14 protein-coding genes, 2 tRNA genes and 1 pseudogene are annotated in these 19,734 nt (G+C 72.9%); 8 read left to right on the top strand and 9 right to left on the bottom strand.

The annotated features are described in order from the left end of the window. Entirely contained in the window at positions 1 to 225 is a 225-nt protein-coding gene (locus ACFVSN_RS42690) for a hypothetical protein (RefSeq protein WP_380435216.1), read from the bottom strand. 161 nt (positions 226 to 386) lie between these two features. Between ACFVSN_RS42690 and ACFVSN_RS42695 the strand changes: the two genes are divergently transcribed. Beyond that, positions 387 to 1,178: a phosphoribosyl-dephospho-CoA transferase MdcG domain-containing protein gene (locus tag ACFVSN_RS42695; RefSeq protein WP_387958896.1), complete on the top strand. Its 792-nt coding sequence runs from the start codon at positions 387 to 389 to the stop codon at positions 1,176 to 1,178. On the opposite strand, the gene ACFVSN_RS42700 is transcribed toward ACFVSN_RS42695, so the two are convergent. The 4 genes from ACFVSN_RS42700 to snpA (ACFVSN_RS42715) all read right to left on the bottom strand — a co-directional run bounded on the left by ACFVSN_RS42700 (position 1,168) and on the right by snpA (ACFVSN_RS42715) (position 5,861). Further along, positions 1,168 to 3,249 carry a phosphocholine-specific phospholipase C gene (locus ACFVSN_RS42700; RefSeq protein WP_387958897.1) on the bottom strand — a complete coding sequence of 694 codons (2,082 nt, stop codon included), beginning with the start codon at positions 3,247 to 3,249 and terminating at the stop codon, positions 1,168 to 1,170. The two genes, ACFVSN_RS42695 and ACFVSN_RS42700, sit on opposite strands and share 11 nt — an antisense overlap. A gap of 210 nt (positions 3,250 to 3,459) precedes the next feature. Further along, on the bottom strand, positions 3,460 to 4,137 hold the full coding sequence (locus ACFVSN_RS42705) for a pentapeptide repeat-containing protein (RefSeq protein ID WP_380435213.1): 678 nt from the start codon (positions 4,135 to 4,137) through the stop codon (positions 3,460 to 3,462). A 124-nt stretch (positions 4,138 to 4,261) separates the two neighbouring features. Next, the gene (gene snpA, locus ACFVSN_RS42710) at positions 4,262 to 4,897 is read right to left on the bottom strand and encodes a snapalysin (RefSeq protein WP_380508788.1); all 636 of its coding nucleotides are present in this window, start codon (positions 4,895 to 4,897) and stop codon (positions 4,262 to 4,264) included. Between the two features lie 319 nt (positions 4,898 to 5,216). Beyond that, positions 5,217 to 5,861, bottom strand: a complete 645-nt coding sequence (gene snpA / locus ACFVSN_RS42715; RefSeq protein ID WP_387958900.1) for a snapalysin — start codon at positions 5,859 to 5,861, stop codon at positions 5,217 to 5,219. Between the two features lie 222 nt (positions 5,862 to 6,083). On the opposite strand from snpA (ACFVSN_RS42715), the pseudogene ACFVSN_RS42720 reads away from it, so the two are divergent. After that, positions 6,084 to 7,004, top strand: a pseudogene (locus ACFVSN_RS42720) (LysR family transcriptional regulator); the annotation flags it as partial. A gap of 104 nt (positions 7,005 to 7,108) precedes the next feature. Here ACFVSN_RS42720 and ACFVSN_RS42725 read toward each other — a convergent pair. Together ACFVSN_RS42725 and ACFVSN_RS42730 are read right to left on the bottom strand one after the other, a co-directional pair. Then, the gene (locus tag ACFVSN_RS42725; RefSeq protein ID WP_387958902.1) at positions 7,109 to 8,299 is read right to left on the bottom strand and encodes a low temperature requirement protein A; all 1,191 of its coding nucleotides are present in this window, start codon (positions 8,297 to 8,299) and stop codon (positions 7,109 to 7,111) included. A 462-nt stretch (positions 8,300 to 8,761) separates the two neighbouring features. Next, positions 8,762 to 10,465, bottom strand: coding sequence for an ABC transporter family substrate-binding protein (locus tag ACFVSN_RS42730; protein WP_380508791.1), 1,704 nt, complete (start codon positions 10,463 to 10,465; stop codon positions 8,762 to 8,764). Between the two features lie 332 nt (positions 10,466 to 10,797). Between ACFVSN_RS42730 and ACFVSN_RS42735 the strand changes: the two genes are divergently transcribed. The 4 genes from ACFVSN_RS42735 to ACFVSN_RS42750 all read left to right on the top strand — a co-directional run bounded on the left by ACFVSN_RS42735 (position 10,798) and on the right by ACFVSN_RS42750 (position 14,965). Further along, positions 10,798 to 11,778, top strand: coding sequence for an ABC transporter permease (locus tag ACFVSN_RS42735; protein WP_380435208.1), 981 nt, complete (start codon positions 10,798 to 10,800; stop codon positions 11,776 to 11,778). Between the two features lie 15 nt (positions 11,779 to 11,793). Continuing rightward, on the top strand, positions 11,794 to 12,729 hold the full coding sequence (locus ACFVSN_RS42740; protein ID WP_380435207.1) for an ABC transporter permease: 936 nt from the start codon (positions 11,794 to 11,796) through the stop codon (positions 12,727 to 12,729). Then, complete coding sequence (locus ACFVSN_RS42745; RefSeq protein ID WP_387958904.1) at positions 12,726 to 14,801, top strand: dipeptide ABC transporter ATP-binding protein; 2,076 nt, start codon at positions 12,726 to 12,728, stop codon at positions 14,799 to 14,801. The genes ACFVSN_RS42740 and ACFVSN_RS42745 overlap by 4 nt, the downstream gene beginning before the upstream one ends. A 90-nt stretch (positions 14,802 to 14,891) precedes the next feature. Next, positions 14,892 to 14,965 (top strand) — tRNA-Lys (locus ACFVSN_RS42750). Positions 14,966 to 15,052: 87 nt separating this feature from the next. Here ACFVSN_RS42750 and ACFVSN_RS42755 read toward each other — a convergent pair. Together ACFVSN_RS42755 and ACFVSN_RS42760 are read right to left on the bottom strand one after the other, a co-directional pair. Next, on the bottom strand, positions 15,053 to 15,934 hold the full coding sequence (locus ACFVSN_RS42755) for an alpha/beta fold hydrolase (protein WP_380511163.1): 882 nt from the start codon (positions 15,932 to 15,934) through the stop codon (positions 15,053 to 15,055). After that, the gene (locus tag ACFVSN_RS42760) at positions 15,931 to 16,782 is read right to left on the bottom strand and encodes a DUF998 domain-containing protein (RefSeq protein WP_387958906.1); all 852 of its coding nucleotides are present in this window, start codon (positions 16,780 to 16,782) and stop codon (positions 15,931 to 15,933) included. Before ACFVSN_RS42760 ends, ACFVSN_RS42755 begins: the two co-directional genes overlap by 4 nt. Positions 16,783 to 16,906: 124 nt before the next feature. Here ACFVSN_RS42760 and ACFVSN_RS42765 point away from each other — a divergent pair. Both ACFVSN_RS42765 and ACFVSN_RS42770 read left to right on the top strand, forming a co-directional pair. After that, positions 16,907 to 16,980: transfer RNA gene (locus ACFVSN_RS42765), tRNA-Lys, on the top strand. A 234-nt stretch (positions 16,981 to 17,214) separates the two neighbouring features. Beyond that, positions 17,215 to 19,569, top strand: a complete 2,355-nt coding sequence (locus tag ACFVSN_RS42770; RefSeq protein WP_387595597.1) for a transglycosylase domain-containing protein — start codon at positions 17,215 to 17,217, stop codon at positions 19,567 to 19,569. Positions 19,570 to 19,734 lie beyond the last annotated feature (165 nt).

The raw sequence follows: 19,734 nt of genomic DNA on the forward strand, positions 1-19,734 counted from the left end.
TCAGTCCCAGGGGTCGCCTTCGGCCGTCATGTTCTCGGCGGCCCGCCGGTCGGCCTCGGCCTGGTCCTGGACCTGCTGCCGCTGCGACTCGCGCATCTCGCGCGTCCGCTCGATGTCGTCGCTGTACGCGTCGGCCGCCTCGTCGTGGGCGAGCGCGGCCCGTTCGGTGGCGTCCGGCCCGGCGGCCTCGTGCCCCCTGTGGAAGATCCTGTCCAAGATGCCCATGACTCCTCCTCCGGACGGATACCGGGCTGTCCCCCACTCTCACACCACGACCGGACGGGCGCACGTCGGGCCTCGACGCGGCGTGCGTTGAGTCTTTGGTCCCGGTCGAACGCATCGAAGGGCCGTAGCGGGCCGGTCCCGGCCGGGCGGACGGTGGGGGTGTGAGGAACGCCATCGACGAACAGCACGGCGGCCCGCGCCGCCTGGTCGGGCCGCTCGCCGCGCTGGACGGGCGGCTGCCCGGCCCGCACGACCTGCTGCTCATGCAGTGCCCAGGTTCGCTGCGCCCGCTCGGCGGCGGCGAACTCCCGGACTGGGCGCGGGCGGTGCTCCGCGCGCACCCGTGGGTGACGGTCGCCAGGGCGCCCGCCGTGGTCGGCTCCCCGGTGGACACCCCGCACCCGGTGCGCTGCACCGGGGACGTCACGGCGCCCGAGCACTGGATCCCGGTGACGGTGCGCGGCCCGCACCGCGGCCAGCTGCTGCACGCGCTCGCGCCCTGGGCGGTGGTGGCCCGCACCTTCCGTCCCGAGCAGCTCCCGGCCCGGCGGGCCCTGCTGGCGCCGGGCCGGGTCGCGCAGGTCCCGGCGCTCGCCCTGCTGCCGGCGGTCGGCGAGCTGGCGGCGGACCACCGGCTGGCCTGGGGCCCGATCGGCGCCGTCGGCTACGAGCTGGGCACCGGCGTGCCGGTGACCGGACCGCTCAGCCCGCTGCGGCTGGTGCTGCGCGCCCCGCAGCCGGTCAGCCGGCGGGACGCGCTGCAGCTGCGGCGCGCGCTGAGCAAGCTGCGCGTGCCCGTGCAGGCCGAGCTGGAGACCCGGCACGGCTCGGTGCTGCTGGCCGAGTACGCGGCGGCGCCGCTCACGCTCACCCTGCTGACGCCGGAGGGGCCCCGGGAGGTCCACGATCCGTGGTTCCCCCGGGGCCCCTCGGGCGGGGCGGTCAGCCGCTGACGCTGGGGGCGCCGGTCTCCAGGTGGCCGGTGAACCGCTGCGACCAGCTGCTGTCGGCGTCCACCGTGACGGTGAAGTCGTACCAGCCGTTGTTGTAGGCCACCGAATTGAAGAAGTCGCTGGTGCTGCCGCCGGCCGGCACCCGGTACGTCCAGGGGCCGTCCGTGCGGTAGTTGTTCGACGCGATGGTGAAGGTGAGCGCGGTGCTGCCGGTGTTGGCCAGCGCGAAGTAGAGGGCCAGCTTGCCGGTGCCCGGCTCGACCGCGTACGAGGCGGTGACGGCGGCGTTCTTGCCCGCCTTGGTGGCGTCGCCCTTGAAGCGGCGCAGGAAGCGGTTGGGGCCGACCACCGTGAGGTCGTACGGGCCGTTGCCGAAGCCGGTGCCGCAGTTGAAGAAGTCGCTGGTGCTGCCGCCCGGGTCGACGGTGTACTGCCACGGGCCGCCGCTGCGGTAGGCGTTGGCGTAGGCGGAGAAGTGGGCCGACTTGGTGGCGGTGCCCCCGTTGGCCATCCTGATCCAGACCTTCATGACCCCGCCGGAGCCGAACTCCAGGTGGTCCAGGTTGGCGTTGGGCTGGTAGGGCAGCGCGCGGGCCGGGCGGGTGCCGGACTCCTGGACGGGCAGCTGGTTGTTGACCGGCGCCGGGTTGGACAGCGGGCCGCAGGCGGCGAGGCCGATGGTCTGCGAGGTGTCGGGCAGCGCCGGGAGGCCGTAGACCGGGTTGGCGAAGTCGAACGCGCTGGTCAGGTCACCGCACACGCGCCGGCGCCAGTCGCTGATGTTCGGGCAGGTGGCGGGTGCGCCGATGGCGGCCGTCCAGGTCTCCAGGAAGCGCAGCACCGAGGTGTGGTCGAAGGTCTCGGAGTTGACCCAGCCGCCGCGGGTCCAGGGCGAGACCGCGATCATCGGGACGCGGAAGCCGAGACCGATGTTGGTGCCGCTGTAGAACTCGCCCGGGGTGCCGGCCGGGGCGGCCGGCGGCGGGACGTGGTCGAAGAAGCCGTCGTTCTCGTCGTAGTTGATGAACAGGACGCTGGAGTCGAAGACGTTCGGGTCGGCGTTGAGCGCGTCGATCACGTTGTGGACGAAGTGCGCGCCGTCGGCCGGGGTGGCGTACGGGTGCTCGGAGGAGGCCTGGTCGGGGACGATCCAGGAGACCTGCGGGAGGGTGCCGGCCAGCACGTCGGCCTTGATCGCGGCGACGATGTCGTCCGGGGTGCTGCCGGTGACGGCGGGCACGGACGCCATGCCCTTGACGGCCAGGGCGCTGCCGGCCGGGGCGCCCGCGAACTGGCTGAAGTAGGCGAGGGCGTTGTCACCGTAGTTGTCGGCGGCGTTCTGGTAGACCTTCCAGCTCACGCCGGCGGCCTCCAGGGCCTCGGCGTAGGTCTGCCACCGCAGGCCCTTCTCGTCACCGCCGTCGTAGGCGGGGCCGCCCGCGGTGCCGGCCGGGTCGATCTGGCCGGACCAGTGGTAGGTGCGGTTGGGGCCGGTCGCGCTGAGCACCGAGCAGTGGTACGCGTCGCAGATGGTCCAGTTCTCGGCCAGCGCGTAGTGGAACGGGATGTCCTGGCGGGTGAGGAAGCCGAGGGTGCGGACGTTGCCCTTGGCCGCGACCCAGGAGTCCATCCTGCCGTTGTTCCAGGCCTTGTGCTGGTCGCTCCAGCCGTGGGCGAGGTCGCCGTTGCACTGGGCGAGGCGCTCGGGGTCGGCGCCGCCGGCCGGCTTGGTGAGGCTGAACTGCCAGGGGTACTGGCGGCCGGTGCCGTTCGGCTGGTTGAACACGCTGTAGCCGCCGGCGATCTGGATCGCGCTGCGGTCGGCGAAACCGCGCACGCCCTTCATCATGCCGAAGTAGTGGTCGAAGCTGCGGTTCTCCTGCATGAGGATCACCACGTGCTGCACGTCCGCGATGGTGCCGGTCTGCGACAGCGCCGCGGTGTTCACGGCGGCGGGCGCCGCGCCCGCGGCGGTCGGGGCCGCCCCCGCGCCCCCGGCACCGGTCATGGCCAGGCCCGCGGCGGCGGCTCCGGACAGCGTCACGAACTTCCTACGACTCAGCTCGGCCATCAGCCCAGCCCGTCCCTTCACTACCGATGTTGTGTGCACAAGTCGGGGCTCATCGATCGCGGAGCAGTCTCCACCGGCGCCGAACCGGCCCACCAGATGCGGGCGGGAGGGTTGGTGGACTGTTCGTCCGGCCGTCATCGAGCGACCACCGGCTGAACGGGGGACGGAAACTCCGAGGATGTGAAGGGGAGGGGGACCGGCCGGCGGGCCTCAGCGGTCCTGGACGGTGATGCCCAGGGCGTGGGCGAACTGCGGCGCCAGCTCCAGGAGTTGGTGCGAGTTGATGATCGCGCCGCGCAGCCCCAGGTGGCCGTCCGGGAGGCCGAGGCGGGCGGCGCCGCGCAGGTCCGTCCTGGTCAGCGCGGCCCCGCGCAGGTGGACCTCCTCCAGCGTCGAACCGGGGAACGACACCTGGGTGAGCTTCGCGTCGGCGAAGTCCACGTCGCGCAGCAGGCAGTCCTCGAAGACGACGTCCCGCAGGACGGCCGCCCGCAGGTTGACCGCCTCCAGCTTGCAGCCGCGGAACACCACCCGGCGCACGGCCGAGCCGTGCGCGGCGATCCCGGCCAGCACGCCGCCGACGAAGGCGCTGTCCTGCCACTCGCCGTCGCTCAGGTCGCAGGCCACCCAGCGGCCGGACTGCACCCACACGTCGGTGAAGCGGGCCTGGCGCAGCTTGACGCCGCTGAAGGCGACGCCGGTGAGCGCGCACTCCAGGAACGTCGCCCCGGCGGCCGCCTGGTCGGTGTACTCGCCGCCGTCGAAGTGCACGGTGTCGTAGCGCTCGTCGGCGCGCAGCGGCCCGGTGTGCGGGCGGAGCAGGTCGGCGAAGCGCAGGTCGGCGAGGCGGTCGGGGAAGTCGGGCACGTTGGGGGCGGTGTTCGGCACGGGGGCGGCACCTCGCGGGGTCGGGCGGACGGGGTCTCGCCCGCATGCTCGCACGCGCCACCGACAGAACCGGGGGTGCCCGGCCGCGGCCCACGGCGGCCGGGCGGTTCCGGGGGGGGGTCGGTCAGCCGCGCGCCCAGAGGGAGTTGACCCGGCTGCGCTCGGTGCCGTTCGGGTAGGGGTTGGTGCAGGACGGGCCGGGCCCGCCGCCGGACATCAGCTCGCTGCACGGCCCCGAGTAGTGGTCGGGCAGGCCGAGCACGTGCCCGGTCTCGTGGGCCGTCACCCGCAGCGAGTTGTACTGCCGGTTCTGCTGGTAGTCGAGGAAGACGTACCCGCGCCCGTGGCCGTCGGTGCTGGCGTACGAGCCGCGCGAGTCGTTGCCCTCGTAGTAGCGGAAGTCGGCGGCCGAGCCGGCGCGCAGCTGGACGTTGCCCACCGAGCCGTTCCAGATCTGCGCGGCCTGGGATATCTGGGTGCGGAACGACGGGGCGCTGCTGGCGTCGTAGGTGACGACGACGGTCGCGAGGTTCGGGTTGGCGGCCTGCTTGGCCTTGGCGGAGGCCATGACGGCCTGGAAGAACGCCTGGTTGTCGGCCGCCTCGGCGGCCGAACCGGCGTACGCCGAGCCGGCGGACGCGGAGGCGGTGTAGCCGGAGGCCGCCCGGGCGGCGGGCGCGGCGACGGCCGTCCCCGGCAGGGCGGCGAGACCCGCGGCGAGTGCCAGGCCGAGGGCGGCGGACAGCACGGATCGAGGCATGACGGATCGAGACATGTGGGGGCTCCGATTCCTGCGGTGCGTGGCCGGTGGGGGCCGGCCGTGGGGGGCACCTGGTGAACGGGTGATGTCCACCGAGCTTCGGGCAGCGCGGCGGCGGGGCGGATGATGTCAACCCGCGATAGCCCTGTCCAATACCCCCGATTTTCCCGGCCTTTGAATCGGCTTTGGCTTGACTTGACCCTTTCTCACCCCTGGCATTCCGCTGCCCGGGCGATTAGGCTCCGCCCCGGGGAAGCAACCGCGCGGCGGGCCGCCCGATTCCGGCCGGACGGCCCGCCGCACCCCGATCGGGCCCCGGCTACTCCGCGCCGTTGGCCCACAGCTCGTCGACCTGGCCGCGCTCGTTGCCGTCCGGGTAGGGGTTGGTGCAGGACGGGCCGGGTCCGCCGCCGGACATCAGCTCGCTGCACGGCCCCGAGTAGTGGTCGGGCAGGCCGAGCACGTGCCCGGTCTCGTGCGCGGTGACGCGCAGGGAGTTGTACTGCTGGTTCTGCTGGTAGTCGAGGAAGACGTACCCGTGGCCGTGGCCGTCGGTGCTGGCGTACGAGCCGCGCGAGTCGTTGCCCTCGTAGTAGGAGAAGTCGCCCTGACCGCCGCTCTCCTGGAGCTGGACGTTGCGCACCGACCCGTTCCAGATCTGCGCGGCCTGGGATATCTGGCTGGTGAAGGACGGTGCGTTGCCGGTGTCGTAGGTGACGGTGACGGTCAGCAGCCACGGGTTGGCGGCCTGCTTGGCCTTGGCGGAGGCCATGACGGCCTGGAAGAACGCCTGGTTGTCGGCAGCTTCGGCGGCCGAACCGGCGTACGCCGAGCCGGCCGCGGGCGTGTAGCCCGCGACGCTCGCGGCCGGTGCGACGGGTGCGGCGACGGCCGTCCCGGGCAGGGCGGCGAGACCCGCGGCGAGCGCGACGCCGAGGGCGGCGGACAGCACGGATCGGGACATGACGGATCGAGACATGTGGGGGCTCCGGATCGCGAAACGCCCGGCCACCGGTGCCGGTTGGGGGCCGGCGGCGGCGGGCGGAATGTGGGGGTGCCCCGGGCCTGCCGGCCGGGGGCTGGAATCGCTGCCCCAGATTCCCCCCGGGCACGGCCGTCGCGGATGATGTCAACCGGCGATAACGCCGGTCAATACCGGTGGGCCTCCGCCGTGTTGATTCGTGTCATGTCCTTGGCGACAAGGGTCGTCGGCGTCTATGCTCCCGACGTGGAGCTCGACGTGAGACACCTCCGGGTGCTGTGCGCGATAGCCGACACCGGCAGCCTCCGCAAGGCGGCGCTCCGGCTCGGCATGACCCAGCCCTCCCTCACCACCCAGCTGCACCGGATCGAACGGGCCATCGGCGGCACCCTGTTCACCCGCGAGCAGACCGGCAGCCGGCCCACCGCGCTCGGCCACTCCGTGCTGTCCCGGGCCCGGCCGGTGATCACCGAGATGGCGGCGCTGGTCGCCGCCGCGCGCCAGGAGGCCCGGGAGTCGGCCGGCCCCGGCAGCCGGCGGCGGCTGCGGATCGGAAGCGTCGGCAGCCGGGCGGTGGCGGCCTGGCTGCGCCGCGTCCACGAGCGGCTGCCGGACACCGACACCACCATCCACGTGGACATCTCCGCCAGCGCCCTGCTGCGGATGGTCGCCGCCGACCAGCTCGACGTCGCCTTCGTGTACGAGAGCGAGGGCTTCCCGCTGCGCGTGCCCCCGGACGCCGAGCACCGGGTCCTGATGGCCCGCGAGCCGCAGTTCGTCGCGCTCGCCGCCGGCCACCCGGCCGCCGCCCGCCCGGTCGTCCACCTCGCCGACCTCGCCGAGGACACCTGGATGGTGGACCCGACCGCCGACCACGAGTACGCGGCGATGCGCCGGGTGTTCAGCGAGGCCGGCCTCAACCCCCGGGTGGTGCAGGTCCGGGACAACACCACCGCCGCCGACCTGGTCGCCTCCGGCGAGGCCGTCCGCCCCTGCCAGCCGACGTCCCTGCCCGGCCCCGGGACGGTCGTGCGCCCGGTCCACGGCGATCCGCTCGCCGTCCGCCTGCTGCTCACCTGGCGGCCGCGCGCGCTCGCCCCGACCGCCCTGGAGGCGCTGTACGGCGAACTGCGGGCCGCCTACCTGGACCTCGCCAAGGTCAACCCGGCCTACCTGGCCTGGCTCGCCCGGCACGAGCCGATGCTGCTCGGGCTGCGCCCGGAGGCCGCTCACGCCTCCCTGGCGTGCATCGCGACCCCGACGGCCACCATCGCCGCGCACACCAGGCCGGCCGCCAGGACCCCGGAACCGCCGAGCGCCGTGCAGGCCAGCACCAGCACCGCGCCGGTGGGCGCCAGCGCCTGCGCGGCACCGGTCTTGGTGTGCCGCGAGTGCAGCAGCCAGACGGTGAACAGGTAGACGGCGGTCGGCACGGTGACCGTCCCGGTGGCCGCCGTCGCGGAGATCTCCGCCTTGTGCACGGCCGACTCCACCGCGACCTCCAGCCCGGTGCCGATCGCCGCCGCGGCCGCGAACACCACGTAGTGGCCGTAGCCCCACGCGAACGCCTGCCGGTTGGAGCGCAGGTGCTCGTGCACCGGGCGGGCGAAGTAGATCCACCAGGCCGAGAAGCAGATCAGCAGCCCGCCGATCGCCACCGGCACCAGCCGCCCCAGCCCCTCGTGCTCGTCCACCCCCGACTGCACCGCGACCGTCGCCGCCGCGACCGTCTCGCCGAGCACGATCAGGGTGAACAGCCCGTACCGCTCGGCGATGTGGTGCGGGTGCCAGGTGGTCTGCATCCGCAGCTCGGCCCAGACCGGCACGGCCAGCTCGGCCAGCACCCCGATCGGGATGACGAACGGCCGGGCGCCGTGCGGCAGGAGCAGCACCACCACCCACCCGACCTGGCACAGCGTGATCCCCAGCGCGTACCGCAGGGCCACCCCGCACGCCGGGCCCTCCTCGCTGGCGGCGGCGCGCAGCCACTGGGTGACCATCGCCAGGCGCATCACCACGTAGCCGGTCACCGAGAGGACCATGTCCTGCGCCTCGAAGAGCCTCGGCACGCCGGCCGCGAGGATCAGCACCCCGGCGATCTGCACCAGCGTGGTGACCCGGTACGGCACGTCGTCGCAGTCGTACGCGGAGGCGAACCAGGTGAAGTTCATCCAGGCCCACCAGATCGCGAAGAACGCGAGCACGAAGCCCCGCAGGCCCTCGCCGTAGTGCCCGGCGGCGAGGGAGTGGGCGAGCTCGCGCCCGGCCTGGCCGACCGCGACGACGAAGCAGAGGTCGAAGAACAGCTCCAGCGGCGTGGCGACCCGGTGCCGCTCATTCCGGTCGCGCGGGACCATCCGGCGCACCGGGGGCGGGTCGGCGGGGTGCGGGTGGGGCACTGCGGCGGAATCGCTGGTCATCGCGCTGCTCCGGGACGGGGACGGACGGCTGGGCTGTCCCGCGCATCCTGGCAGCGGGGCGGGCCCGGCGCACGCACCGGCGCGGACCGCCGGACGCCGGACCCGCCCCTTCCGTCCCTTTTCCTTCGTTCCTTTCCCCTTGCCGTCAGCCCCAGTTGACGCTCCGGTGCGCGAACCGGGTGACAGCGCGACGGGTTTCCGGGCGCGCCCGCGCCGTACCGCCCGAGCCGCCGGACCGCCCGCTACATTCGTCCCCGGTTGGAAAGCGAGCGCGGGCCCTGCGGGGCCCCACGACACGGGCGGCCTGCGGGCAACGCGGAAGGTCAAGGCCGGTGGCAGGACAGCGGGGGCGGCAAGGCCGTCCCACCCGTGTCCGCACCACCGGCCTCGTGATCACCGCGCTGCTCGCCAGCGCCTGTCCCGCCGCCGTGCCCGCGGCGACCGCCGCGTCGGGGGCAGCGGCTACTTCTCCCAGCCGATCTTGGTGTAGTCGGTCGAGGCCAGGCCGAACGCGCCGTAGTTGGCCAGGCCCTTGCGCGCCGCGACCACCTCGGGCCGCTGGTACAGCTCGACGGTGTGGCCGAGCTCCCAGATCTTGGCGTCCGCCTGGTTGTAGTACTTCGCGGCCTCCACCGGGTCGACCGTCCCGGCCGCCTTCTTCAGCAACTCGTCGATCTCGGGGGTGCCGAGCTTCGAGTAGTTGCCGAAGACGTTGTCCCCCTCCGGCAGGCGGAAGTTGGTCAGGCTCTGGGAGAGCGGGAACGAGTCGGTGTTGCGCCAGCTGGCGAGGTCGAACTTGCCCACGTTGATGTACTTGGTGAAGAAGTCGTTCTTCGCCACCTTGTCCAGGTCGACCTTCACCCCGGCCTGCAGCCACATCGCCGCGGCCGCGGTGTACAGGTCGATCTGGGCCTGCGGGCTGGAGTCGTTGAACACGAAGTGCAGTTCGAGCGACTGGCCGTCCTTGGTACGCGGCTGACCGCTGCCCGCCTCCTTCCAGCCGGCGTCGTCCAGCAGCTTCTTCGCGGCGGGCAGGTCGAACTTCGCCCACTCGCCCGAGTTGTCCTGGTAGCCGGCCTGGTTGGGCATGAAGATGTGGTTGCCGAGCGGCTTGAACTGCACCGGCACGCCATTGTTGGCGATCTTGATCAGCGAGTCGCGGTCGAGCGCCTTGCCGAGCGCCTGACGCACCTTCTGGTCGGTCAGCGCGCCGCCCCCGCCGAAGGAGATGTGCACCTCGTCCCACGGGCTGGAGGTGCGGATCACCGTGTCCTTGTTGTCCTTGAGCTGGCCGTAGGCGGTCGCGGTGCCGGCCGTCGCGAAGTCGATCTCGTTGTTGAGGAACGACTGGGTGGTCGCCGCCTGGGACATCACCCGGAAGGTGACCTTGTCCAGCTTGGGCTTGGCGCCCCACCACGCAGGGTCCGGGACGAGGCTGATCGTCTGGGCCGTCTTGTCGGCGACGCCGAGCTTCAGCGCGCCGGCGGTGATCGGGATCTTCTCGATCCAGGCCTTGTTGAAGTCGTCGGCGGTGGCGATCCCGGCGGCCGGGATCAGCGGCCGGAAGAGGTTCTGCCAGTCCGCGTACGGCGTCGAGAAGGTGACCTTGACCTCGGACGGGTCGGCGCCCTGCTCGACGCCGGAGATCAGCTCGTAGCCGGAGGAGTCGGCGATGTTGTAGCCGTCCTTCTTGCCGTTGCTGGCCTCCCAGTCGGCCTTGAAGTCCAGGTAGCTCAGTGCCTTGCCGTCCGACCACTTGGCCTTCGGGTTGAGCTTGTAGGTGATCACCTGCGGCGAGGCCGAGGTGACCTTGGCGTCCACCAGGTAGTCCGGGTTCGCGTGGAAGGTGCCCTCCGCGTCCGTGGAGAAGAGGGACGGCTCCAGGGCCCGCATGATGTCGACGGCGTCGCCGTAGCGGCCGTCCACCTGGAACGGGTTCCACTGGGTGATCCACTGGTACAGCGGGAAGCGCACCTCCCCGCCGTCCTTCAGCTGGTCCGGCGACTTGGGGTTGATGTCGTTGGAGCCCTGGCTCGGCGGCTCGCTCTTGGCCACGTTGTCGGCGGAGCCCCCACCGCCCGAGGTGCACGCGGTCACCGCCAGGGCGACGGCTATCGCGAGGGCGGTGGCCCGGCCGAAGCGGCGGGCCGTGGTGGCAGCGTCCATGGGGGTCCCCCTGGAGGGTTCGTCGGGAATACGGGACAGGAGATGTGCCGCGCGAGGTGTGGCGGGGCTTGAGTGTGGGCAGCCAAGTCGGCACCGAGCCAGCAGAACGTAACAGCCGTTCAGTTCCACGACCAGAGGCAGGAGTTCACGTCTGATCCAAAAGTCACACGCGGCAACACGCGTGCAACACGGCGGCCGTACGCCGCTGGAACACTCTGACCTGCTGCTTCCCGACAGCCCGTGACACGGCCCGCACCCGGGCCACCGACCGAAGGCCACCACCCGATGCCCACCAGACGCGTCGGCCCCACCCCCACCCAGGGCGGCCGCTGATGCTCCGCTACCTCGCGAAGCGGCTGAGCTACTACGCCGTCCTGCTCGTCGCCGCCGTGTTCCTGGCCTACGCGATATCCGCGGCCGCCCTCCAGCCGCGCACCTACTTCGAGGCCAAGGTCCCCCGTCCGTCCGCCGAATCGGTCGAGCACCAGCTCACCGCCCTCAACCTGAACGACCGCACCCCGGTGGTCGTGCGCTTCGGCCACTGGGCCGACGGCCTGGTCCACGGCGACCTCGGCCGGACCATCCACGACACCCCGGTGACGGACGACTTCGGCCGGCGGATCTGGGTCTCGCTGCGGCTGCTGCTGATCGGCAGCCTGCTCGGCATGGTGCTCGGCGTCGCGGTCGGCGCCTGGAGCGCCGTGCGGCAGTACCGGATATCCGACCGGCTGCTGACCCTGCTCTCCTTCGTCCTCCTCTCCACCCCGGTCTTCCTGGTCGCCCTCTTCCTCAAGAACGGCGCCATCGCCGCCAAGGACGCGGCCGGCCACGAGGTCGTCCCGTTCACCGGCTACGAGACCCCCGGGCTCGCCGGCGGCCTCGGCGCCCACCTCTCCGACTGGGCGCTCCACCTCCTGCTGCCGACCATGTCGCTCGCGCTGTACGGCCTCGCCACCTACAGCCGCTACCAGCGCGGCATCATGCTCGACGTGCTCGGCTCGGACTACCTGCGCACCGCCGAGGCCAAGGGCCTCACCCGCGGCCGGGCCCTGCTCAAGCACGGGCTGCGCACCGCCGTGATCCCGATGTCGACGATGTTCGCCTACAGCTTCCTCGGCATCTTCACCGGCGCGGTGTTCACCGAGACGATCTTCGGCTGGCACGGCATGGGCGAGTGGCTGATCCAGGCGATCAACGAACAGGACGTCAACTCCGTCGTCGCGGTCAACCTGTTCACCGCCCTCGTCGTCCTCGCCTCCGGCTTCCTCGCCGACACCCTGCACGCCGCCCTCGACCCGCGCGTGCGGTCCTGACCGGAGGTGACCCAGATGACCACCGTCGCCGCAGAACCGGCCGGACCCGCCGCCCCGGCCCCCGCGCCCCGCGGCACCGGCCGCGCCCGGCTCGTCCTCACCCGGCTGCTCGCCGCCCGCGGAGCGCTCGCCGGGGCCGTCCTCGTCCTGCTGCTGTTCGCACTCGCCTTCGGCGGGCCGTACCTGACGCAGTGGGACTACGCCGCACCCGACTTCGGCGCCCTGCACCAACCGCCCTCCGCCCAGCACTGGTTCGGCACCAACGGGATCGGGCAGGACGTCTTCGCCCAGTCCGTCCGCGGCCTGCAGAAGTCGCTGGTCATCGGTCTGCTGGTGGCGCTCTTCTCCACCGTGCTCGCCTCGCTGGTCGGCGCGTGCGCCGGCTACTTCGGCGGCTGGGCCGACCGCTGCCTGATGTTCGTCGTGGACCTGCTGCTGGTCTTCCCCAGCTTCCTGATCATCACGATCGTCTCGCCCCGGCTGAAGAGCACCGGCTGGATCGCCTTCGTCCTGCTGCTCGCCCTGTTCAACTGGATGATCACCGCCCGGGTGGTCCGGTCCATGACGCTCTCCCTGCGCGAGCGCGAATTCGTCCGCGCCGCACGCTTCATGGGCGTCCGGCCGCTGCGGATCATCCTGCGGCACGTCCTGCCGAACGTCGCGTCCTTCCTCATCATCGACGCCACCATCGCCGTCGGCGGCGCCGTCATGAGCGAGACCGCCCTCTCCTACTTCGGCTTCGGCGTCAAACCGCCGGACGTCTCGCTCGGCACCCTGCTCGCGGCCGGCACCAGCGAAGCGCCGGTGTTCCCCTGGCTGTTCTACTTCCCCGCCGCGCTGCTGGTGCTGTTCGTCCTCGCCGTCAACCTCATCGGCGACGGGCTGCGCGACGCCCTCGACCCCACCGCCGCGGGCGCGCCCCGCCGCCGCGCCCGTAGGAAGAAGCCGTGACCACCGCCGTGACCAGCACCCCCGGCACCGCCGTCGAAACCCCCCTGCTCGCCGTCCGCGACCTGCGCGTCGACTTCGCCGGCCCGCAGGGCCCGGTCCCGGCCGTGCGCGGGGTGGACCTCACCCTGCGGCGCGGCGAAACCCTCGGCATCGTCGGCGAGTCCGGCTCCGGGAAGTCCGTCACCGCGCTGTCCGTCCTCGGGCTGCTGCCCGGCACCGCCCGGGTCCGGGGCTCGGTGCGGTTGGACGGGCGGGAGCTGGTCGGGCTGCCCGGCCGGGAGCTCGCCTCGATCCGCGGCCGGCGGGTCGCGATGGTCTTCCAGGACCCGCTCTCCGCCTTCACCCCGGTCTACCGGATCGGCGACCAGATCGCCGAGGCGATCCGCGTCCACCAGAAGACCGACAAGGCCGCCGCCCGCCGCCGCGCCGCCGAACTCCTCGACCTCGTCGGCATCCCGGCCCCCGACCGCGCGCTCGACAGCTTCCCGCACGAGTTCTCCGGCGGCATGCGCCAGCGCGCGATGATCGCCATGGCCGTCGCCAACGACCCCGACATCCTGCTCGCCGACGAGCCCACCACCGCCCTGGACGTCACCATCCAGGCCCAGGTGCTCGACGTCCTGCGCACCGCCCAGCGGGAGACCGGCGCCGCGCTGGTGCTGGTCAGCCACGACCTCGGGGTGATCGCCGGGACGGCCGACCGGGTCGCGGTGATGTACGCGGGCCGGGTGGTCGAAACGGCCGGTGTGGACGAGCTGTTCGCGGCCCCGCGCCACCCGTACACGCTCGGCCTGATCGGCGCGGTGCCCCGGCTCGACGGCCGCGGCGGGCCGCTCGTCCCGATCCCCGGCAGCCCGCCGCCACTGGCCGACCTGCCGCCCGGCTGCCCGTTCGCCGCGCGCTGCCCGCTCGCCGAACCGCGCTGCTCGACGGCCGAGCCGGAACTGCTCGGTGAGGACGGCCACCTGGCGGCGTGCGTGCGCTCGGCGGAGCTGGCCGAGCAGCGGCCCGCTCCGGCCGACGTGTACCCCGTGCCGGAGGTGCCCGCCCCCGCCGTGACCGGGGCACGCGACACCCGGCCGCAGGTACTGGCGGTCAGCGGGCTCGGAAAAACGTTTCCGCTCCTCAAGGGCACGGTGTTCAAGCGCCGCGTCGGCGAGGTCTACGCCGTGGACGGCGTCGACCTCGACCTCCGCGAGGGCGAGACCCTCGGCCTGGTCGGCGAATCCGGCTCCGGCAAGTCCACGACGCTCTTCGAGCTGCTCGACCTCGCCGCCCCCGAGACCGGCCGCATCGAGCTCCTCGGACAGGACACGTCCCGGCTCACCCGCGCCGAGGCCCACCGGCTCCGGTCGCAGCTGCAGATCGTCTTCCAGGACCCGATGGCCAGCCTCGACCCCCGGATGCCGGTCGGCGACATCATCGCCGAGCCCCTGCGCGCCCAGCGCGCCGCCCGCGACGAGATCGCCGGGCGGGTGCCCGAACTGCTGCGCCAGGTCGGCCTCGAACCGGAGCACGCCGGCCGCTACCCGCACCAGTTCTCCGGCGGGCAGCGCCAGCGGATCTCCATCGCGCGCGCCCTGGCCGTCCGCCCCAGGCTGCTCGTCCTGGACGAGCCGGTCTCCGCGCTCGACGTCTCCATCCAGGCCGGGATCCTCAACCTGCTGCAGTCGCTCAAGGCCGAACTGGGCCTGTCCTACCTGTTCGTCTCGCACGACCTCTCGGTCATCCGGCACCTCGCCGACCGGGTCAGCGTGATGTACCTCGGACGGACGGTCGAGCAGGGCGACGTCGCCGCCGTCTTCGACCGCCCTCGCCACCCGTACACCCGCGCGCTGCTCTCCGCCGTCCCGCTGCCCGACCCGGCCGCCGAACGCGCCCGGGACCGGATCCTCCTCGCGGGCGATCCGCCCTCCCCCACCCAGCGGCACGCCGGCTGCCCCTTCCGCACCCGCTGCCCGGTCTACGCCCGCCTCACGGAGCCCGGGGCACGGACCCGCTGCGAGGAGGAGAAGCCCGCGCTCGCGGGGGACGGGCACCAGGCGGCCTGCCACTTCCCGGACGCCACCTGAAGGCCCGCACGAGAATCTCACGTAACGTGATCGGCCGAATACGATTCGGCGGATCGCCCCGGTCCCGTGTAATGTCTTCCGCGTCAGCAAGCGCCGCTAGCTCAGTTGGTTAGAGCAGCTGACTCTTAATCAGCGGGTCCGGGGTTCGAGTCCCTGGCGGCGCACAGACAGCCGGAAGGCCCTTCGCGAGAGCGAGGGGCCTTCCGGCGTTTGCGGCTCCTGCCGCCGGCCGTCCGCGGGCCGTCAGCGAGTCAGTACGTGTCGAGGATCGCCGAGGCCACCGCGTCCGGACGGTCGAACATCACCAGGTGCCCGGCCGGGGCCGTGGTGCGGAAGTCCGCGCCGAGCAGGGCGGCGAGCTCCCGCTGCTCGGCGAGCCAGGCCTCCGTCCGCCGGGAGCGCAGTCCGTCGTCGGCGGCGAGCACGGTGACCGGCAGGCCCTCGGGCAGGGCCCGGGTGCGGCGCAGGCCGTCGAGCTCGGCGGCGACGTCGAGGTAGCGGGCGTTCTCCCGGAGCAGCGCGCGCAGCGCGCGGCCGGTGCGGTAGCAGTGCCGGACGAGGTCCGGCGGGGCCAGGTCCTCGCGGCGGACAGTGGTGAGCCGGGCGGTCAGCCGCCGGGCGGCCGGGCCGAACAGGTACGGCACGGCGAGGGCGGTGGCGGCGCCGGCGGCGCCCCGCACGGCGAGGTCGCGTAGCCCGGGGGCGGGCAGCGGCCGGGGCGCCGGTTCGACACTGCCGTCGACGAGGACCAGCCCGGCCGCCCGCTCGGGGTGCAGCCGGGCGAAGGCCTCGACGTGGAAGCCGGCCAGCGAGTGCCCGGCGAGCGTGCACGGCTCGCGCAGCCCGAGGGCGTCCAGCACGGCCCGGATGCGCCCGGCCTCGCCGGCCGCCGTCGGGGCGGGCCGGCCGGTGGCGGGTTCGGGGGCGCTCAGGCCGTAGCCGGGCCGGTCGAAGCGGACGACGGTGCGGTAGGGGGCGAGGAACGGGACGACGAGGTCCCAGTCGAACCAGCTGCTGCCGAGACCGCCGGTGAGCACGCAGACCGGGCCCTCGCCCTCGGTGCGGACGTGCAGCGGCACGCCGTCGATGCGCAGGAACGCCGCCCGGACGGGCGCGGGGCCGGCCGCCGTCATACCGGCTCCCGGCCCGCCCGGTCCCGGGTGGGTGCGGCCCGGTCGCGCACCCGCCGGTCGTGCGCCCGCCGGTCGTCGGCCTCTTCACGGAACAGGCTCCACGCGAGGACGCCCAGCCAGAGCGCGACCAGCAGCACCTGGAGCCGCTGGCCGGCCCCGAGCGCCCAGGTGCCGCGTCCGGCCTGGAAGGCGCCGATCGCGGCGAGGCTCCAGGTGGTCGCGAGCAGTTCGGCGCCGAGCAGCCAGGGCCCGTACCGGCGCACCGGGGGCCACCATCCGTAGCGGCGCGCGGCCACGGTGAGCGCGACGAGCCCGGCGAGCGCGCCGATCATGGCGAGGCTGCTGGTGACGGCGTGCGCGGTGTGGGTGGCGGGCACGAGCCCGGCCGTCTCGCGGGCGGCGCACTCCTCGTCGCTCGTGGGGGTGCAGCTGAGCGGCAGCCGGGAGTCGGCGGCGGTCGCCGCACCGAACAGGGCCAGGGCCGACCAGCCCGCCAGTGCCCAGCGGTGGCGGGGCTTCGGGGCGCCGGTTCGGCGGGCGGTGCCGGTTCGGCGGGCGGTGCCGACGGGCTCGGTGCCGGTTCGGCGGGCGGTGTCGACCTGCGCGGTCCCGACGAACGCGGTGCCGGCCGCCGCGAGGACGGCCAGACCGGCGACCAGGTCGGTGGCCCGGAAGAGCCCGCCCAGTGGCTGGTCCGCGGCGGCGAGTTCGCTGATGTACGCCTGGACCGGGTCGAGCCCGGTGCTCAGGACGACCTCCAGCACCCAGGCGGTGTACGCCACCGCGCTGATCAGCAGCAGGACGGCGACGGCTCCGCGGGCGCGCGGACGTCCGGTGGGGCTGGGCACGTTTCCACCCTAACCGCGCCAAAACTCCACCCCAACCGGGAGGAAACGGGCATCGCCGATCCGGTGCGGCCGGACGCGGTTCGAGGCACCCCTCGGAACCGTGTATTGTTTTCCAGGTCAGCAGGCGCCGCTAGCTCAGTTGGTTAGAGCAGCTGACTCTTAATCAGCGGGTCCGGGGTTCGAGTCCCTGGCGGCGCACAGACAGTGGGGAGTCCCTCGCATCAGCGAGGGGCTCCCCAACTTTTTTGCCCATGGCGTCCGTTTTGCGTGCGTTTTGGATGTGATGTCGGTCTCGATTGCCGCTCCGGAGGAGCCGATCGACCCATCCCGTTCGTCCTGGGCGGTAAACCGGAATCGGGACAAAGGTCCCCCGACCACCGTTGTCCCCGTCTGTGCAGGCTGGCCCGGTCCGCCCGCAGGAAAGGCCGCGCCTTGTCCAGAGATCCCCAGGGCGGCAAGAAGCGCCGCCCCAAGCGCACCGGCTGGCGCCGGCTGATACCGACCTGGCGGATGACGCTGCTCGGCCTCGCCGCCTCGATCCTCCTCGGTGTCGGCCTCTTCGCGCTCGGCATCGCGCTCGTGAAGGTCCCGGACGCGCACGCCGCGGCCACCGCCCAGAGCAACACCTGGCTCTACGCGGACGGCTCGGTGATCACCCGCACCGGCGAGCGCAACCGGCAGAACGTCGGCCTGGACAAGGTCTCCCCCGCCGCCCAGCACGCCGCGCTGGCCGCCGAGGACCGCAACTTCTACCACGAGGGCGCGATCAACGTGCAGGGCCTGGCCCGCGCCGCGATCAACACCGCCAAGGGCGAGGGCACCCAGGGCGGCTCCACGATCACCCAGCAGTACGTGAAGAACACGTACCTGAACCAGAAGCAGTCCGTCACCCGCAAGGTGAAGGAGCTCTTCATCGCCATCAAGGTGGACGCCACCGAGAGCAAGGACGAGATCCTCTCCGGCTACCTGAACACCTCCTACTACGGCCGCGGCGCCTACGGCATCCAGGCCGCCGCGCAGGCGTACTTCGGCATCGACGCCTCCGCGCTCAACGCCGCCCAGGGCGCCTACCTGGCCACCCTGCTCAACGCGCCCAGCGCCTACGACGTGGCCAACACGACCCCGCTGGGCAAGCAGAACGCGGTCAACCGCTGGAACTACGTCATGGACGGCATGGTCAAGGAGGGCTGGCTGTCCGCCGACGAGCGGGCCAAGACCCCGTTCCCGGACGTCAAGGACCCGCAGCCCAACCCCGGCCTGTCCGGCCAGTCCGGCTACCTGGTCGACGCGGCCACCCAGTACCTCACCTCCAGCGGGATCATCAGCGACAACGAGCTGGCCAAGGGCGGCTACACGATCAAGCTGAGCATCGACCCGACCCGCCAGCAGGCCCTGCAGGACGCCGTCCAGGCGCAGCTGCACGACACCCTGAACCCGGACAAGCGCAAGAAGGACGCGGCCGCCCAGGCCGGCGCCGCCTCGGTGGACCCGAAGACCGGCGCGGTCGTCGCCCTGTACGGCGGCGTCGACTACATCAAGCACTACGTCGACAACGCGACCCGGCGCGACTACCAGGCCGGCTCGACCTTCAAGGCGATCGCCCTCGCGGCCGCGTTCGAGAACAACGCCAAGACCCAGGACGGCCGGACCGTCACCCCGCGCACCGTCTACGACGGCACCAGCGGCCGCAAGGTCCGCGGCGGCAAGGGCACCCCGTACGCGCCGCCGAACGAGGGCGACGTCAGCTACGGCCAGATCTCGCTCCAGCAGGCCATCGACAAGTCGGTGAACTCGGTGTTCGCCCAGCTCGCCCAGGACACCGGGCTGCAGAAGGTCAAGGACACCGCGGTCGCGCTGGGCCTGCCCGGCAGCACCCCGGGCCTCGACCCGGTGCCGTCCATCCCGCTGGGCGCGGCCACCCCGAGCGTGCTCGACATGGCCGGCGTGTACGCCACGCTCGACAACGGCGGCAAGCAGATCACGCCGTGGCTCGTGCAGTCGGTGGACCGCGAGGGCGAGGCCGTCCAGCTGCCCGCGCACAAGACCACCCAGGCGATCAGCGCGGACACCGCGAACCAGGTCACCTCGATGCTCCGGGGCGTCGTGAGCGACCCGGGCGGCACCGGCTTCCGGGCGAAGGCGCTGGGCCGGCCGGCCGCCGGCAAGACCGGCACCACGGACGACCAGAAGTCGGTGTGGTTCGTCGGCTACACCCCCGAGCTCGTCACCTCGGTCGCGCTGTTCGGCCAGGACCCGGGCACCGGGGCGCAGGTGAGCCTGAGCGGCGTCGGCGGCATCGACGGCGCGGCCGGCGGCCAGTACCCGGCGCAGATCTGGACCAGCTACATGAAGGCCGCGCTCAAGGGCCAGCCCGTGGGCGACTTCCCGGACCCGTCGGACGGCGGCGACTCCGGCGCGACCGACGCGCCGACCTCCCCCGCCACGCCGTCCGGCACCCCGTCGACGGGCAGCGCCACCGGCAACCCGAACGGCGGCGCGAGCAGCCAGCCGAGCAGCGGCTCGAACGGCTCGCAGAACGGCGGGTCGAACGGGTCCCAGAACGGCGGAGCGAACGGCTCCGACGGCTCGAACTCCGGCGGGAACACCGTGCCGACCGCGCCGCCCACGACGCAGCCGACCACGAACCCCACGTCGCCGCCGACGACCAGGCCCACCACCCGGCCGACGCCGACCACGCAGCCGACGACCGGCCCGACGACGACGCCCACCACCCAGCCGACGGGCGGGACGAACAACGGCGGCACGGGGGCAGGGCCGGGGAACTGATCCCGGCCCGTCCGATCCGGCGGCCCGTCCGATCCGGCGGCTCCTGCGCCCCGGGGTCTCATCTTGGGTTCTAGAAGGCTGATGAAGATCTTGGTGTGATCGGGGCTGCCGCTGTCAGGCGGCAGCCCCGATCTGCCAGGTGGTGCCGTTGTGGGTGAGTCCGAG

The organism is Kitasatospora sp. NPDC057904 (genome assembly GCF_042887925.1).
Lineage (GTDB): Bacteria > Actinomycetota > Actinomycetes > Streptomycetales > Streptomycetaceae > Kitasatospora.

Bases quoted from the DNA above. Each gene is read 5' to 3' on its own strand.
- snpA (WP_387958900.1), bottom strand. From the start codon at position 5,861: ATGTCCCGATCCGTGCTGTCCGCCGCCCTCGGCGTCGCGCTCGCCGCG.
- ACFVSN_RS42730 (WP_380508791.1), bottom strand. From the start codon at position 10,465: ATGGACGCTGCCACCACGGCCCGCCGCTTCGGCCGGGCCACCGCCCTC.
- ACFVSN_RS42735 (WP_380435208.1), top strand. From the start codon at position 10,798: ATGCTCCGCTACCTCGCGAAGCGGCTGAGCTACTACGCCGTCCTGCTC.
- ACFVSN_RS42740 (WP_380435207.1), top strand. From the start codon at position 11,794: ATGACCACCGTCGCCGCAGAACCGGCCGGACCCGCCGCCCCGGCCCCC.
- ACFVSN_RS42700 (WP_387958897.1), bottom strand. From the start codon at position 3,249: ATGGCCGAGCTGAGTCGTAGGAAGTTCGTGACGCTGTCCGGAGCCGCC.
- ACFVSN_RS42755 (WP_380511163.1), bottom strand. From the start codon at position 15,934: ATGACGGCGGCCGGCCCCGCGCCCGTCCGGGCGGCGTTCCTGCGCATC.
- snpA (WP_380508788.1), bottom strand. From the start codon at position 4,897: ATGCCTCGATCCGTGCTGTCCGCCGCCCTCGGCCTGGCACTCGCCGCG.
- ACFVSN_RS42725 (WP_387958902.1), bottom strand. From the start codon at position 8,299: ATGACCAGCGATTCCGCCGCAGTGCCCCACCCGCACCCCGCCGACCCG.
- ACFVSN_RS42690 (WP_380435216.1), bottom strand. From the start codon at position 225: ATGGGCATCTTGGACAGGATCTTCCACAGGGGGCACGAGGCCGCCGGG.